Annotated in this window: 14 protein-coding genes; 3 read left to right on the top strand and 11 right to left on the bottom strand. The window is 58.3% G+C overall.

The features are described from left to right. Window positions 1–376 precede the first annotated feature (376 nt). Complete coding sequence (locus MWU39_RS03340; protein ID WP_247158563.1) at window positions 377–1873, top strand: hypothetical protein; 1497 nt, start codon at window positions 377–379, stop codon at window positions 1871–1873. 87 nt (window positions 1874–1960) lie between these two features. On the opposite strand, the gene MWU39_RS03335 is transcribed toward MWU39_RS03340, so the two are convergent. The 4 genes from MWU39_RS03335 to MWU39_RS03320 form a co-directional block, all read right to left on the bottom strand. Then, on the bottom strand, window positions 1961–2788 hold the full coding sequence (locus tag MWU39_RS03335) for a ferredoxin--NADP reductase (protein WP_281501065.1): 828 nt from the start codon (window positions 2786–2788) through the stop codon (window positions 1961–1963). A 136-nt stretch (window positions 2789–2924) separates the two neighbouring features. Beyond that, on the bottom strand, window positions 2925–3623 hold the full coding sequence (locus MWU39_RS03330; RefSeq protein ID WP_247158562.1) for a hypothetical protein: 699 nt from the start codon (window positions 3621–3623) through the stop codon (window positions 2925–2927). A gap of 3 nt (window positions 3624–3626) precedes the next feature. Next, window positions 3627–4670, bottom strand: coding sequence for a Fe(3+) ABC transporter substrate-binding protein (locus MWU39_RS03325; RefSeq protein WP_247158561.1), 1044 nt, complete (start codon window positions 4668–4670; stop codon window positions 3627–3629). A 60-nt stretch (window positions 4671–4730) separates the two neighbouring features. Continuing rightward, complete coding sequence (locus MWU39_RS03320; RefSeq protein ID WP_247158560.1) at window positions 4731–5762, bottom strand: ABC transporter ATP-binding protein; 1032 nt, start codon at window positions 5760–5762, stop codon at window positions 4731–4733. Window positions 5763–5794: 32 nt separating this feature from the next. Between MWU39_RS03320 and MWU39_RS03315 the strand changes: the two genes are divergently transcribed. Next, window positions 5795–7489: an iron ABC transporter permease gene (locus MWU39_RS03315; RefSeq protein ID WP_247158559.1), complete on the top strand. Its 1695-nt coding sequence runs from the start codon at window positions 5795–5797 to the stop codon at window positions 7487–7489. Between the two features lie 103 nt (window positions 7490–7592). Further along, window positions 7593–8399 (top strand): DUF1499 domain-containing protein, encoded by an 807-nt coding sequence (locus MWU39_RS03310; protein ID WP_247158558.1) that lies wholly within the window; start codon window positions 7593–7595, stop codon window positions 8397–8399. A 1-nt stretch (window position 8400) separates the two neighbouring features. Here the strand turns inward: MWU39_RS03310 and MWU39_RS03305 are convergent, their stop codons facing one another. From MWU39_RS03305 to MWU39_RS03275, 7 genes are all read right to left on the bottom strand, one after another. Beyond that, window positions 8401–9006, bottom strand: a complete 606-nt coding sequence (locus MWU39_RS03305; protein ID WP_247158557.1) for a CDP-alcohol phosphatidyltransferase family protein — start codon at window positions 9004–9006, stop codon at window positions 8401–8403. Then, window positions 9006–10295 (bottom strand): nucleoside transporter C-terminal domain-containing protein, encoded by a 1290-nt coding sequence (locus tag MWU39_RS03300; protein ID WP_247158556.1) that lies wholly within the window; start codon window positions 10293–10295, stop codon window positions 9006–9008. Before MWU39_RS03300 ends, MWU39_RS03305 begins: the two co-directional genes overlap by 1 nt. Window positions 10296–10390: 95 nt before the next feature. Beyond that, window positions 10391–12529, bottom strand: a complete 2139-nt coding sequence (locus MWU39_RS03295; protein WP_247158555.1) for a bifunctional TVP38/TMEM64 family protein/FAD-dependent oxidoreductase — start codon at window positions 12527–12529, stop codon at window positions 10391–10393. A gap of 45 nt (window positions 12530–12574) precedes the next feature. Beyond that, window positions 12575–13666, bottom strand: a complete 1092-nt coding sequence (locus MWU39_RS03290) for an FAD-dependent oxidoreductase (RefSeq protein WP_281501143.1) — start codon at window positions 13664–13666, stop codon at window positions 12575–12577. A 39-nt stretch (window positions 13667–13705) separates the two neighbouring features. Then, window positions 13706–14344, bottom strand: a complete 639-nt coding sequence (gene eda / locus MWU39_RS03285; protein WP_247158553.1) for a bifunctional 4-hydroxy-2-oxoglutarate aldolase/2-dehydro-3-deoxy-phosphogluconate aldolase — start codon at window positions 14342–14344, stop codon at window positions 13706–13708. 176 nt (window positions 14345–14520) lie between these two features. Further along, on the bottom strand, window positions 14521–15105 hold the full coding sequence (locus MWU39_RS03280) for an NTP transferase domain-containing protein (protein WP_247158552.1): 585 nt from the start codon (window positions 15103–15105) through the stop codon (window positions 14521–14523). Then, entirely contained in the window at window positions 15098–16042 is a 945-nt protein-coding gene (locus MWU39_RS03275; protein WP_247158551.1) for an XdhC family protein, read from the bottom strand. Before MWU39_RS03275 ends, MWU39_RS03280 begins: the two co-directional genes overlap by 8 nt. Window positions 16043–16048: the final 6 nt, after the last annotated feature.

The raw sequence follows: 16048 nt of genomic DNA, 5'->3' as shown, positions 1-16048 counted from the left end.
CTCATTTGCGGACGATGAAGCTCATTTTCGAAAGAACTTTGGCAAGTTGAACCATTCAGCAGGCCAAATTGGGAATATGTCTCGATCAATCAAAAATTTGGTTAGAAAACATAACTTTGACGTTCTTCGCGTTTCCCTATACCTTCGCTGGATATGTATTTTGCGTGAGAAAAGCGGGGGCTAAGTGCGAAACAGAATTCTCTGGACCCAACTGTACCTTGATTGGAAAGGTAGATCTAAACCGTCTCTTACTTGCGGAATATTGGTATTGGCTTTGGCGGGCTGCGGGGGCGGGGGAAGCTCAGGCAATACTCCAACGCCGACCTCTACCTCTACCCCTCAGCCGACGAACCGTGCGCCAACAATACAATTTCAGTTGAGCACCACTAATGTTTTAGAGCAAAATCAATTTGTTATCGAAGCAGATGGAACAACCGATCCAGATGGTGATTCAATTACGATTACTATGAGTCAGGTCGCGGGTCCTACGGCCACCCGTTTAGATGACATCAACGCGCTCGCAACACGGTGGCGTGCGCCGTCTTTGAATCAAGACGAGACTGTTGAAATCCAAATCGAAATCAGAGCTGAAGACGGCCGCGGCGCAGTAGCCACGCAGAATGTGGTGATAGCGGTCAGGGGTTTTTCAGGCCCAGGAAGGCCCGTTGCGGTCTTTGACCCCGGCGTCAGACTTGTCAGCGGTAATGTAAATGCGGAAACAAATGCCGGCATCTCAGAGGTAATAGCGCAGCAAAATATTGATGGCGGTATGAGCGGTGATCAAGAACGCTTGCTCTTCTTTGGCGAAGATAGCGGCTTTGGCTATTTCGACTATTCGCAGTTTGATCGAGCAACCCTAGCTGAAACTTTTGGGGATGTTTCCTTCCTTGAAAAGGGCACGTTGGACTTCAATTTCCAGTCGTTCGTCGACTGGGCTAGCGGCCTACTTGTTGCCAGCGAAACCGATGATGAAGTCTCATGGTTTACGACTGAAAGCAGCAGTGCATCGGACCGGCCTTTCGCGCGCAGAGATGGCTTTTCGATTTCGAACCCATGCTTTGTCCAAGGCCGCGTCGACACAAGCCAAGATTTTGTGTGGATCGGTCAACGCAATCAGGGGCTGTCTGTTGTGCGTCTTGATAGGCAATCTGATTCAAACGGGTTCACCGTCTTTAACGATGCCTTGATCAGTCAAACTTCTCAGGGACGCTCACTCTGCCATCTAACCACAACGTCGTTCGCTCAACGGCTCTACCAACCTGATTTTTTTAACAATTCGAATTTCGATAATCTGCTAGCGATAGATTATAATACCAACGAACTTGTGCTGCTTGGCGATTCCAACGAGGATCAAATCTATGAGGAGCTTGAGGTCGTGCCAATCGATACACAAGCCTCCACGCAGCTTTCAATCGTTGATGTATTTTCGCGCGGAACAAAAAGTGCCGTGCCCAGAATCATGACGGTTTTGGTGACCGACGGCACCGAAGGCGGACAACATCGACTGATTGTAATCACTCAAGATCAAGACGATGAGTTCGTTCAAACGGTTTTTTCTTGGAGCGGCGGAGTGCCCGTGGCTCTTCTTGAAGGTTCATTCGTGGGTGTACGCCCCAATGATCAGACCAGAAAAGATTTGGTGGTTGTTTCAGCCACCGGGCAATCCTTAGTTTTTGAAAATACCGTCCCAGAAAATTCTGGTGCAGCAACGCCTCCGACATATGCTGCGCCGGTGATTTTTGACACAGGCATAGGCGCGGGTTCGGCTGTAACGGCCCGAGACGAAAACTTCGCCGACGATGTGGTTATGGTTTCTTATCCAACAACAGGTGTGGTGCGGGTTTTCAAGCCAAGCGAGCTGATTTCGAATTAGGCGAAACGCGATGTCCGCTTCCCACCTCAAAATCGGCCATTCAGGCTGACGGGCTATCTCACCAATAGCTGAAGCAGCAGGATCGCTTTACCCCACAAAAGCCCGTTCGATCACGAACTGACCCGGCTTGCTATTCGCGCCTTCTTCAAAGCCGCGACTTTCCAGATCGGCCGCGTGATCCTTGATCATCGCCATGCTGCCGCACAGCATCACGCGGTCATTTTCGGGATCAAATTTCTGCGGACCTTTGCTGTCCTTGAACAGCTCGCCATTGTCGATCAGCGTCTGGATACGGCCTGTGGTGCGGAATTCTTCGCGCGTCACAGTCGGCACATAAATCATCCGCTCGCGGTCTTCATCTTCGAGCAGCGGATCGCCTTCGAGCTTGCTTTCCAGCAGCTCGCGATAGGCCAGTTCTTCCTTGTGACGCACAGAGTGAACGACGATCACTTCGTCATACATGCCGTACACTTCGGGATCGCGCACAAGGCTCATAAACGGTGCGAGGCCGGTGCCGGTGGACAGCATAAACAGACGTTTGCCCGGCAGCAGCGCGTCGGTAACAAGCGTGCCTGTCGGCTTTTTGCCGAGATAGATCGGATCGCCGACCTTGATATGCTGAAGCCGCGAGGTCAGCGGGCCGTCTTGCACTTTGATGGAGAGGAATTCGATTTCCTCGTCATAGCTGGGCGAGGCCATCGAATAGGCGCGCAGTAGCGGCTTTCCATTGTCACCCGGCAGACCGATCATCACGAACTCACCCGAGCGGAAACGGAAGCTTGGCGGGCGGGTGATTTTCAGCGTGAAGAGGCTGTCGGTCCAGTGGTGGACATAGGTGACGGTCTCAACAGAAAGCGCGCCGCTTTCATTGAATTGATCGCGATCGGTGATCGGCAGGGTTACAGGATCGGTCAAAACATGTGCCTCAAATAACAAAAACGCCGCATGATTGAGCGGCCGGATTGAAGGCGCAAATGGACGTTTCGCCCGCCCGCTTCAAGGTAGTTTAGCGATATTGGCTGAAAGCGCGGCTTGGTCAGCCCTCGGTGTTCTACACGGCGCCGAGGGTCGTCAGCACTTTCTGAACCTGCGCAGACACGTCTTCAGCCGAGGCCGGATCGGCTGGTGGAACCGGCGCACCGGCAGGCCACATCGCAATCAAAGCGTCGATTTCGGCACGAACTGCCTCGGCATTGGGTGTGCCGGGATCATCCGCCAATTGACGCGCGACTTTGGCAAAGCCCCAAGCGTCCTGATACTCGCCCGCATCGGTGACAGCACCATCAGTCACACCAATCGCGTATTCTTCGGCGATCATATTCATCAGGTAACCGATCAGGTCAGCAGGCTCCCCGCCAGCTTTGCCGCGCATTTCAGCAAGGTTCGCCTCAACTGCGGCCAGTTGCGGCTCGATTTCGGCAGCAGGACGGCCCGCTTCCAAAGCGGCAGACACCGCTTCGAACGGCGCAGGATCGAACCCGATGGCGTCCAGCCCCTCACGTTCGTCGGCGTAACTTTCCGAAACCGGGTGGAGCAGATGCGGGCCGCCAGCGGTGCTTTCACCTGCACGGTAAAGCGCAATGCCCGCCTCGACATGGCCCGCCATAAAGACAAGCCGCTCTGGCAAGGTCGGGCCATCCTCTACCGCGTCTTTTACACCTTCTTCGACTTCGGCACTCTCAGCAGTGCAACCAGCCACAATAGGAGTCGCAACGAGGAGCGCGGAGGCGAAAACGGTGCGAAGCTTCACTGCTTAGTTCCAACCTGCGCGGTCAAAGATCTGCACGGCCTGCGCCTGATTGCTACCAATCTGCGCCGCGTTGAGCGTGTCGGGCTTGAACGAACCAAGCGATTCCACCGCCGAATTGGCTTCCAGTCCTTCAACGGCAGGGTATTCGTTATTGCCATCGGCGAAGTAACGCTGCGCGCTTTCGGAAGTCAGATATTCAAGGAAAGCAATCGCGTTTGCTTCGTTCGGAGCGCCCTTCACAAGGCCCGCACCGCTCACATTGATATGCGTGCCATTGCCGTCTTGATCGGGGAAGATCACACCGAGTTTGTCGAACAGCGCCTTCTGCTCTTCATCGCCCCCGGCAAAACGCGCGAGGTAATAAGTGTTCACCACGGCAATGCGGCATTCGCCAGCAGCGACGCTTTCGATCTGCGCGGTGTCATTGCCCTGCGGATCGCGCGCGAAGTTTGCAACGACGCCTTTCGCCCACGCCTCGGCAGCATCCGCGCCGCTATTGGCGATGATGCTGGAAAGCAGCGAGATGTTGTAAATGTTCGATGAGGAACGGATGCAGATATCGCCGCGATAGGCAGGATCGGCGAGGTCCGCATAGGACGTCAGGCCAGCAGGCTCGCCCGCCGATTTGTTATAGATGATCACGCGAGCGCGGGTCGACAGACCGAACCACAGGCCGTCTGGATGGCGAAGATAGGCTGGCAGACGCTCTGCCAAGACTTCGCTTGTCACAGGAGCGAGCACGCCCGCCTCTTCGGCGCGCCAGAGACGGCCCGCATCAACTGTGATGAGGAGGTCGGCCTGCGTGAATTCCGCTTCGCTCTGAATACGCTCGATCAGGGCATCGGCATCGGCTTCGATCAGATTGACCTTCACGCCGGTTTGCTCGGTGAAATCCTCATACAGCGCCAGATCGGTGTCGTAGTGGCGCGAGGAATACAGGTTCACTTCGCCGGAAAGAGCTTCGGTTCCGGCCGCGCCTTCATCCGCAGACGGCGCACAAGCGGTAACCGCCAAAGCCAACAGGCCGCCGAGAATACCCTTTTTCATATCGAATCCTTCAAATCAGTTCTTGCGAGTGATTATCATTAGTAGAAATCGGCGCAAGTATTATATTGTCGCAAATGCCCGCACGCTGCCGGCACCGGGCAATACGCGGTAGCGATCCGATGGCTCCATTCCGGCCAGACCTTCAAATGTGATTTCGCCGCCGTCTTTGCCCGTCATCACGATCCGCTCACCCACTCGCAAGACATGTCGGTCGCGCACAAGCAGGCCGTTTTCGTCGGCAAAGACATGCATATTGTTCGCCGCAACAAGCAGATCGAAACGGTCACCTTCGGGCAATTCACCCGCGAGGCATTCGAGCGGCCAATCGCCGAATTCGGTGTGCAGCCCATCACCACCGCGCGTCGCTTTTATGGTCTGAGCGCCGCCAAAAATTGCGCCGACAGAGGCAGCTTGCGGCGTATCGTGCAGCTCTTTCGGTGTGCCAAACTGGATGATGCGCCCGCCTTCCATAACGGCGATCCGGTCGGCCACGTCGAGCGCTTCGGACGGATCATGCGTGACGAGGATGGTGGTTGCGCCCTGCTCTTTCAGCAGCAAACGGCAATCGCGGCGCAGGCGGCGGCGCAGCACAATATCGACGCTGGCAAAGGGTTCATCCATCAGCAAAACCTGCGGCCCCGGCGCCATAGCGCGGGCCAAAGCGGCGCGTTGCTGCTGCCCACCGGAAAGCTCATGCGGGTATCGCTCACCCAGATTGGCGAGCCCGACATGGTCGAGCCATTTCGAAACAGCGCCTTGGTCAGATCCGCCGAGGCCAAAGGCAATATTGGTCGCGACATTCATATGCGGGAACAGCGCCCCATCCTGAAACACCAAACCCACGGGACGCTTTTCAGGTGGAGGGTTGCGCGACGGGTCAGCCAAAACCTCTCCGCCCAGCGCAATTTCGCCTTGCTGCACATCGAGCAAACCCGCCGCGAGGTTCAGCAAGGTTGACTTTCCGCAGCCGGACGATCCAAGCAGGCACGTGATCTCACCGGTCGGTGCGGTAAAGCTGATATCTTCCAGCGCCCGTACACGGCCACTCCCTTCACCGTAAGCATGGGCAATATGTCGAAATTCAAGGCTCAACGAAAGCTTCCGGACGTGAAAGGATTACAGGTTTGGTAAGCCGCCTTAGTCAGATTGATGCGCCAGAAGCAAGTGATGCGGCAAGCGCCAGCGCCGCGCCGACCCGCTCGTTTTCCGCGAATGGCTGGCTGATTGGTGCGTTGGTGATCGCGGCGCTGGCAGGCTTGCCAATCATCGCGATCCTTGTTTCCGCACCCAGCGGCGGGATGGAGGCGATCGCGCACCTCGCCAGCACGGTCTTGGGCCGCTACACGGCGAACACGGCATTGCTAATGCTGTTTGCAGGCGGGCTCGCTGCGATCACTGGGACAGGCGCCGCGTGGCTGGTGACAGCGGCTGAATTTCCAGGGCGCAAAATGCTGGCATGGGCGCTGATCCTACCGCTGGCTGTGCCTGCCTATATCGCCGCCTATATCTATGCCGATCTGCTCGATTTTACCGGGCCAGTGCAGTCCGGCTTGCGCGATCTCTTCGGATGGACCGCAGGCGGTTATCGCTTCCCGCAGATCCGGTCCTTGGGCGGCGGCGCGTTTGTACTCGGCATTGTGCTTTACCCTTACGTCTATCTGCTGGCGCGCGCAGCTTTTGCCGCGCAAAGCCATTCGCAATTCAAAGCCGCGCGCAGCCTTGGCGCGTCACCAAACAGCGCGTTTTTCAAAGTCGCCTTGCCCGCCGCTCGGCCAGCGATTGCAGGCGGATTGGCGCTTGTCCTGATGGAAACACTGGCGGATTTCGGCGTCGCGCAATATTTCGCGATCCCGACATTCAGCACCGGCATTTTCCGCAGCTGGTTGGCGATGGGCGACAAGCAGGCGGCGCTGAAACTGGCGGCAATGATGCTGGTGTTCGTCGTTGTGTTGATCGCGCTGGAGGCTTCCACCCGCAAAGGACGCAGCGACAGCCGCGACGGGCTTTCCGCCAGCGAGCGCGAACCACTGATCAAACTGTCCGCTACCGGAAAGTGGTTGGCGACAATTGCCTGCACCCTTCCGGTTCTACTGGGCTTCGGCATTCCCGCCGCGCATCTTGCTTGGCTCGCCAGCAGCGATGTGGCGCTTTCTGCCGCAGGTCAACTCGGCACATATGCCAGCGGAAGCCTGCGGCTGGGCCTCGCGACATCGCTCACCTGCCTGATCGCAGCCCTGCTGCTCGCATTCGCGAAGGCGCGATCAAACAGCCGCGCTGTGCAAGGATCAATCCGCGTCGCCACGCTCGGCTACGCGCTGCCCGGCGCATTGCTCGCCGTGGGCCTGCTCGCCCCGCTGGGAGCGGTGGACGTTGGCATCACCCGCTTTGCCCGCGACACGTTCGGTTATGGCGGAGGATTGCTCCTGACTGGCACGAGCATCATCTTGATCTACGCGCTCTCGGTACGGTTTATGACGGTAGCCTATAATTCGGTGGATGGCGGGCTGTCGAAAATCCCGCCTAAGCTGGACCATGCGGCACGCTCTTTGGGCGCGAGCCCCGCCCGCGTGCTCACCCGCATCTACGCCCCGCTATTGCGTCCTAGCCTGCTCGCCGCTGCGGCGCTCGTGTTTATCGACACCGTGCGCGAACTTCCCGCAACTCTCATCCTGCGACCGTTCAATCTCGAAACACTGGCGACCCGCACTTACCGGCTCGCAAGCGACGAACGGCTGGTCGAAGCCTCAATTCCAGCGCTCATTCTGCTCGGTGCAGGCCTATTGCCAGTGCTACTGCTCAACCGGTTGAACAAGAGCTAAAAAAGGTGGCTTCGCAGATGGCTTGCCGGAATTTACGGCGGGCTAGAGTGGCCGATTGTTCAGCGCCATTGCCAATCCATTCTGGCACGCTTAACCAACCCGCATGAAAAACGTCTCATGGAAATCCAAACTCGCCCTCGCACTCATCGTGTTCCTTCCGCTCTATTTTGCGGTGGCGGCACTCGGCACCAAGTTCGGGCTGTGGGGCTGGCAAACGGGTCTCGGCACGTTGATCGGCGGCTTTGGGCTTTGGGTCCTGGGCATTGTCGGCGTTGTCTGCCTCGTGCTCCTGATCATGGCGCTGATTAAGAAGCCCCGCAAAGGCTGGATCTTGCCAGCCATTGGCGTGGCAATGCCGGTTGGCGCGCTGTTGATGTTGGGTTCGGCGCAAACGACCGCTGGCGAAAACCCTATCCATGATGTTGCAACCGATACGGCGACGCCGCCCGCTTTTTCCGCAGAGACACGGGCTGCACGCAAAGAGTTTGGCGCAAATGCTTTGAACAATTATCAGACGCCGCTCGGTGATCTGGAACAGTACGCATCCACAAAAGAGTCCAATCCTGAGCTGGCCATCAAATCACACGCCCAGATCATCAACGACACTTACCCAACGCTGCGCCCACTGCCACTCGGCGGTGCAAGCAAAGCCGATGCAGTGGCCGCTGTCGCCGCTGCGATGGACAAGATGGGGATTACCGAAATCCGCCCGGATGCAGAGGCTGGCCGGGTTGAAGGCGTGGCCGAAACTTTCTGGTTCGGTTTCAAAGATGATGTGGTTACGCGCATTGGCGAAAACGAGATTGATTTCCGCTCCACCAGCCGCGTTGGACGCAGCGACTTAGGCGCAAATGCAGCGCGTGTTGCCGAACTGCGCGAACTCGTCGCAGGACAGATCGGGCAGCGTTAAATCAGTCTTTGAACTGAACCACCGCAAGAGCGCTGCGCTGAAACACGGTCAGCACGCAGAGCGCCGCATAGCCATAGGCGAGCACCGCGAACCATGCGGGGAACAGGCACATCGCGATAAACACCGCGATAGTCTCTGCGCCCTCAGCTAAACCGGTTGAGTAGAAAAAGCTCTTCTTTCCATGCGCATCGTTTGCTTCGCCGCGTTCTGCCGCGATCACAGCAAAAGCGAGGAAGCTGACGCCTGTCAGCACAAAACTGGCCACCAGCACCAAAGCGGACATTGTGTTCTGCGCCGCCATGACGCCAAAGCCGAGCGGAACCGACACGTAGAACGCAAAGTCGGCGACAATGTCGAAATAGCCGCCAAGCGTCGTAGGTCCGTTTGCACGCGCGACTGCACCATCCAGTCCATCCGCAAGCCTGTTTGCGACGATGAGCGCTAGGCCGATCCACACTTGGCCGAGAGCGATGGCCACAGCACCTCCCAGCCCCAAAGACAGTCCGCCAAAGGTCAGCATATTCGCGCTGATCCCCACGCGTGCCATCGCCCTACCCAATCGATTAAGCGGCGGGTCGATCAGCGGGCGGATTTTGGCATCGAACATCAGGTCGCACCGAACGTAACAAGGCCAATCCACGCGCCTGTCATCGCGGTGGCAATATTGCCTGCGATCCAGCTTTTGATGCCCAGCCCCGCTGCCTCTGCGCGCCGTTCAGGACACAAAGTGCCGATAGTGGAAACAAGCAAGCCCACGCTCGCAAGATTGGCGACGCCGCACAGCGCGTATGTCACAATCAGCAAGCTGCGCGGGCTAAACGTTCCTTCAGGCAGCGCAGCGAGTTCCAGATAGGCGACATATTCGTTGAGGATCGCTTTGGTCCCCATAACGCCGCCCGCCGCCTGCGCTTCACCCCAAGGCACGCCGATCAACCACATTAGCGGCGCGAACAGCCAGCCGAATATGCGCTTGAGCGATAGCGGCTCATCACCGACCATCGGGAACAGCGCCAGCACCTGATCGGCTAGCGAAACAAACGCGAACACCACAATGATCACCGCGATCACGGCGAGGAACAGCTGCATTCCGTCCATCGTGCCCTTGACGATGGCATCTATGCTGGAATCGTATTTGAGCCCCTCTTCGGCGTTGTCTTCACTGCCGGTTTCGGTCGCTTCGTCATCGGGTTTGCCCGGCACCATCAGCTTCGCGATCAGCAAAGCGGCGGGAAGCGAGACCAGCGAGGCGGAAATCATATGGCCCACGGCATCGTCCACCGTATCGCGCAATGTGGTGGCGTAGAGAATTAGGATCGCGCCGCTGATGGTCGCCATCGCCAGCACCATGACCTGAAACAGTTCTGCTCGGCTCATCCGCGCGAAATAGGCGCGCACGACCAGCGGACTTTCCACCACGCCAAGAAACATGTTCGCCCCGCCAGAAAGGCCGACAACGCCGCTCACCCCGAGAGACTTGCGCAGGAGGAACGACAGCCCGTTCACCAGCCAGCGCAGCACGCCCCAATGCCACAACAGCGCCGCCAGCGCGGAAAACACGATCACCAGCGGCAATATCTGGAACGCGATAATTAGCGGAGGCTGCGCGCCGTCTTTCAGTTCAAACGGCAGCGATGCGCCGCCGAGATAGCCGAACATATAGGATGAGCCATCCAGCGTCGCCCGCTCAATCGCGGACACGGCTTCATTGGCATAGGCCATCAAATCCCAGACAAACGGCACGCGCACGATCACCAATGCTAGCGCCCCTTGCAGCACAAGCGCGCCGACGATCCAGCGCCAGCTTGGCCTGCCAGAGCGATCCTCGCTTATGCCCCATGCAATGCTCAACAATGCCGCGATACCGAGCAAACCGCGCAGCTGGTCAAACAATTCCAATGTGTATCCCCGCTTTGCGCCCAAGCGGGCGCTTCGTCTGGCACCTTATGCGGAATGATCGACAAAGCGCCAACATTCCGCAGATCGTCAAAGCTCTATCGGCGCCGCCATGAATGGTACTTCTCGACGAAGCCGAGCAGCTTTTCCGGCTTGTTGGCTCGTTTCCAATTGCCCGCGGCGAATTTGTTCGCCTCCGCCATGGTCGGATAGGAATGGATCGTGCCGAGGATTTTGTTGAGGCCCAGCTTGTGCTTCATCGCCAGCACATATTCAGCGAGCAACTCGCCCGCATGACTACCAACAATCGTCGCGCCGAGGATCGTATCCTTGCCCGGCGGGGTCAGCACTTTGACGAAGCCCTTCGTCTCGCTTTCGGTGATTGCGCGGTCGAGATCATCCAGCTCATAAGTCGTCACTTCATATTCGACGCCCTGCTCTTTCGCCTCGGTCTCATTGAGGCCAACGCGCGCAAATTCGGGGTCGAGGAACGTCACCGCCGGGATCACGCGGTAATCGGCTTTGAACCGCTTGAATGTGCCAAACAGAGCGTTGACGCTGGCGAACCATGCCTGATGGCTGGCGGTGTGGGTGAACTGATACGGCCCGGCCACATCGCCAGCGGCATAAATGTTCGGGAATTTGGTCGCGAGAAATTCGTCGGTGTTGACCGTTTTCGACGTGTCGACACCGATATCTTCGAGGCCAAATCCGGTCAAGCGCGCTTGGCGGCCCACTGCAACGATCAGCGCGTCAAAAGGTATCTCGACGGTGCTGTCGCCATGCTCGGCAATCAACTTGCCGCCCGCAACCTTCACAGCCTTGTGATAGGTCAGAACGGTCACGCCGGATTCTTCGAGCACGCTTTGAGCGAGCGCGGAGACTTCTTCGTCCTCACGGCCCAGAACGCGGTCTGCCATTTCCACCTGAGTGACGTTCGAGCCAAGCCGCGCAAGTGCTTGTGAAATCTCGCTGCCAATCGGTCCGCCGCCCAGGATTGCGACGCGCTTTGGTGCTTCGTCCATCTGGCCGAACGCTTCCCACATCGTGTCGCTGGTTAGGTATCCGCTGCCTTCCAACCCTTCGATCGGCGGCACAAACGGCCGCGCCCCACTGGCGATAATGATGCTGCGGGTGGTGAGACGCTGGGTTTCGCCATCATCGCGGGCAATCTCGACCGTCCACGGATCGATGATTGTGGCATAGCCCTTCACCACATCCACGCCGAGCTCGGTGTACCGTTCGACACTGTCATGCGGCTCGATGGCTTTGATCACATCCATCACACGGGCGATGGTCTGCTTGAACGGCACCACGGGTTCCGCAGGCTGCAAGCCATACCGGTCCGCGTTACGCATGTTCGAGGCAACCTTGGCGCTTTTGATAAGCGCCTTGCTGGGCACACAGCCGGTGTTGAGGCAATCGCCGCCCATATCCTTGGCCTCGACCAGCGTTACCTTCGCCTTGACCGTGGCCGCGATATAGGCCGAGACGAGGCCAGCCGAACCCGCGCCGATCACCACCAGATTGCGGTCAAAGCTCTTGGGCTTGTTGAAGCCTTTATAGACCTTCCGCCGCTTGATCAGGCCGATGATCGCCTTGGCAATCCAAGGGGCAATGCCAAGCAGGACGAACGATCCGATGACCGCAGGTGAGGCGATGCCTGAAAGGCTGTCAATTTGCGCGAGCTGCGTTCCCGCGTTCACATAAACGATCGTGCCCAGCAGCATCCCGATCTGGCTAACCCAGACATAGGTCCACGTCTTGATCCGGGTCAGGCCCATCACAAGGTTCACAACAAAGAACGGGATCGCCGGAATCATGCGGACCGTGAACAGATAGAACGCGCCATCCCGCTCAAGCCCGTCATTGATCGCTTTCAAACGCTCTCCGAACTTCGACTCAATGGAATCGCGCAGGACATAGCGTGAGGAGAAGAAGGAAAGCGTCGCGCCCAATGTGGAGGCGAACGAGACAAGGATCGTGCCGGTGACGAGGCCGAACAGCGCACCAGCCGCGAGCGTCAGTATCGCAGCGCCGGGCAAGGATGCGGCTGTTACGCCGACATAGATCAGGAAGAAAACGCCCAGAACCAACCACGGATTCTCATCATAGAACCCTTTCGCGCCATCGACCTGTTCTTTGATCCCTTCGATCGTGAACTTGTCTCCAAGATCAAAATAGAAATATGCGGCGACGAGCGCGGCGAGCGCGGCGATGATGAGAAGTTTTTTCATATATTTGCCTGACTAACCCCTTGTTCGCAGCGAATACGCGATTGGTTACGCGCTATCTTGCTTCGTGCCGCTTAAATCCGCGTACTGGTTCAGCCAGCGTGTGTCGATCCAGTGTTTGAGCTTTGCCGCCCAGCGCCCTTGCGCCGCAAAAGGCCCATAGCTTGCGATTGCTTCACCTCGGCCCGTCGACATCAGATACAGATTGGTAAAGCGCGGCGTGTAGGATTTGGCAGGCGGAAGCCCGGCTGCGGCAGCGCGCAGATTGTCTGCAAGGATCGGCCCGGTGTGGACGGCGTGGACGCCCGAATGCGGAACAACGCAGTCCTGCCGCGCCGCGACATCACCGGCAGCAAAGATGTGCGGATGCGACGTAGAACGCTGAAACTTATCGACCGCGATAAAGCCGTGATCGTCGCATGCGAGCCCGCTTTCCCTCGGACAATCAGGTGCGCCGCTGCCCAAGGCGGCGACGATCAGATCGACACCCCCAATCGCGCTGTCCCCCGCTCTCAGCACTCCGTCTTCGATAGTCGCATCCGCTTCGATCACCGCGATGCTCTGAAGACAAAGCTCATTCGCAACTTTTGCGCGAGCTGGATTATTGAAAGTTGGAAGCAGTCCTTCGCTTCCGGCGACCAGAGTGATTTTACTCGGCGCAGAACCGCCGCGATTGCGTAGGCCAAAGGCAAGCTCTACGCCTCCGGCACCGCCACCAACCGCCGCTACATGCGCGGGCGTTCCGATCGTTTCGATACGATCAACAAAGCGATCAATCGGGCGGACATCCAATATCCGTGCATCATCACCCAACACTTGCGCTGCGCGGCCAACGCCGCCCGTATCGATTGAGCAAAGGTCGTAGGATATGACCGTACCAGAGGAAGCGCGTGCCGTTTTGCCTTCGGGATCAACTTGCTCGCATCGCTCCAACACCAAATCCACGCCTGCGCTATCGGCCAGTGCGGCCAGATCGACCAGACCATCGTCGCGCGAATATTGGCCGCTGATCCACCCTGGAACCATGCCCGAATAGCGAAGCGTGCGAGACGGCGTCAGCAGCGTCGCGCGCGCTGCCGGAATGCCATTGTGGATCCAGTCGGCGAGGACCGCCACATGCGCGTGGCCGCCGCCGACCAGAAGGATATTGTGCGCGGTGATAGTCAGCCGATTGGCGGCTTAGCCGCGTGCGGACTGAGCGATGGTGACCGCTTCCGCAGCCAGCCGGGTGACTTCGGCGAAGTCACCCGCTTCGACCGCATCTTTCGGAGTGAGCCAGCTTCCGCCGCATGCCATCACATGCGGCAAGGCAAGAAATTCGGGCAGGTTCGCCGCTGAAACGCCGCCTGTCGGCATAAAGCGCATTTCGCGGAACACCGAACCCAGCGCTTTCAGCATGGGCACACCGCCAGCGAGGCTTGCCGGGAAGAATTTCACATCGCGCAGGCCCAAAGCATAGGCGCGTTGCACCTCACCCGCTGTCATTGTGCCGGGGAAGAACGGGATGCTTTCAGCAAGACAATATTCGGCGATTTCATCGACAAGGCCGGGGCAAACGATGAACTGCGCGCCCGCTTTGTGGACTTCTTTTGCCTGATCAAGCGTCAGAACGGTGCCCGCACCGACGATCATATCGCCGCCATGCTCGATAATCGCCTTCATGCCTTCGAGCGCACCTTCGCTGCGCAGCACAACCTCGATCACGCTGAGACCGCCCTCGCCGAGCGCTTTTGCCGTGGCAACCGCCCGGTCCGCGTCGCTGTCTCCGATCAAAGGCACCACCGGTGCTGCTTTCAATCGTTCATTCAATCCGGCCATTTTCTATCCCTTTGTCCAATCGGTTCCGACCCCGCGGAACCGCCGCACCCAAATGCATCTATCCTGTGTTGTCGTAGGGAAAAACCCTCTCGGCGTCTGGCTCGCGATACCCGCGTGCGCCGAAAGACGAAACGCTTTTTTCGTACTCGGCAGCACAAAACATTGCGCGTCAGGATTTAGGCCAAAGCCGCCAGACCGCCCGACGTATCAATATCCCGAAGCCAATCGGGCGGGCATTCTACAACCGCCCCTCTCGACAATATTTCACGCGCACCTTTGTCCACCGCCAGCTGCGCAAGCCGCGCGAAATGATCCGATCCGAAAATCGCGGGCGGCAGGCAGGCGTCCTTGTTTGCCGAAGTGCCAATGTGATCGGGGCCGTCCGCCAGCGCGCGTTTGACCAATTTTTCTAAGTGGCTTTCCGGGACAAACGGCATATCTGCCAGCACGATCATCAGCGCATCCGCTTTGGTGAAAGCCGCGAGTGAAGCGGCAAGCGCGACCGATGTTCCCATGCCTTCGTTCGCCTTAGGGTTGGCGCGAATATCAAAGCCCATCGCGCGCCACTCGGCAGCGCAGGGATGCTCTGTCTGGGCACAGATCACCCAAGCATTCTGAAACAGGTGGCGCGGAATGGCCCTGGCCGCGTGAAGCCCCAGTTTCTCGCCCCGAAATTCGGCGCTTAGCTTGTCGGCTTCGCCAAACCTTCGCGATGCGCCCGCGGCGAGAACCGCAACAGCCAAGCGCTTTTGCTCAGGCACGCTCTGCCTCAAAATCGGCCCCATGATAGGCACGCACCACTTCGGCGAGCGTTGATAGCGCGAGCGTTTGCGGATCGCGCGAAGAATGGAACAGGCCAATCGGAGCATGAATTGTCGCGAGTTGTTCTTGGTTGATCCCTTTTTTCTGGAGCGCTTCGCTGCGCATGGCGTGCGCTTTGCGGCCGCCCATCGCACCGAAGTAAAAGTGCGGTAGGTCAAGCGCTGCGGCGATCAGATCAATCTCCCAATCGTGATCATGGAACAGGAAGACAAATGCCGTCCAAGGATCACTTTCGAGCAGGTCGGTCTGGGTGGTCCGCTCGATCAGTTGAACGGCGTTGCCTGCCGCTTTGAGCGATGCGACAATGGCCTCGTCAGATGTGAGCACGCTTGCCCAGCATCCCATCGTCCGCCCCAAATCGGCGAGCGCCTCGACACCGGCGCCGTGGCCCACAATCTGCAATTGCGGCGCGGGCCAATGCCCGAATATTCCGGTGCCAGAGCGCACATCGAATTGGGCGGGCTCCCATGCGGGAACATGCTGCGCACTGCCATCCGCCAAAGCGATGGAAAACGCCGACCGTCCCCGAATTGAACCGAGGCAGGCGGCCGCCAAATCGCTGTAACCCAGCGGCTGAAAATGCAGATCAAGCCCGCCACCGCAGGGCAGCTTTATGTCAAGATAAGGAGAGCCAGCCCCAAAGCGAACAATGCGCGGTGCATCTGCCTTAAGGACATCCAGCGCCTCGGCCACGACGGCATTTTCAATGCAGCCTCCGGACAATGACCCGGAATAGCTGCCATCTTCGGCGACGCCCATCACCGTACCCGGATTGCGCATAGAGGAGCCCTCTACTGCGCACACCGTGACGAGCACACTCGCTTTCCCAGCGAGGCGAGCCTCGTTCAGGAACAGAAAGACATTGTGAAAATGCACCGGGCT

The organism is Erythrobacter sp. F6033, assembly GCF_023016005.1.
Classification (GTDB): Bacteria; Pseudomonadota; Alphaproteobacteria; order Sphingomonadales; family Sphingomonadaceae; genus Erythrobacter.
The sequence above is the reverse complement of the archived record's forward strand: the minus strand, read 5'-3'. Positions and strand labels throughout refer to the sequence as shown.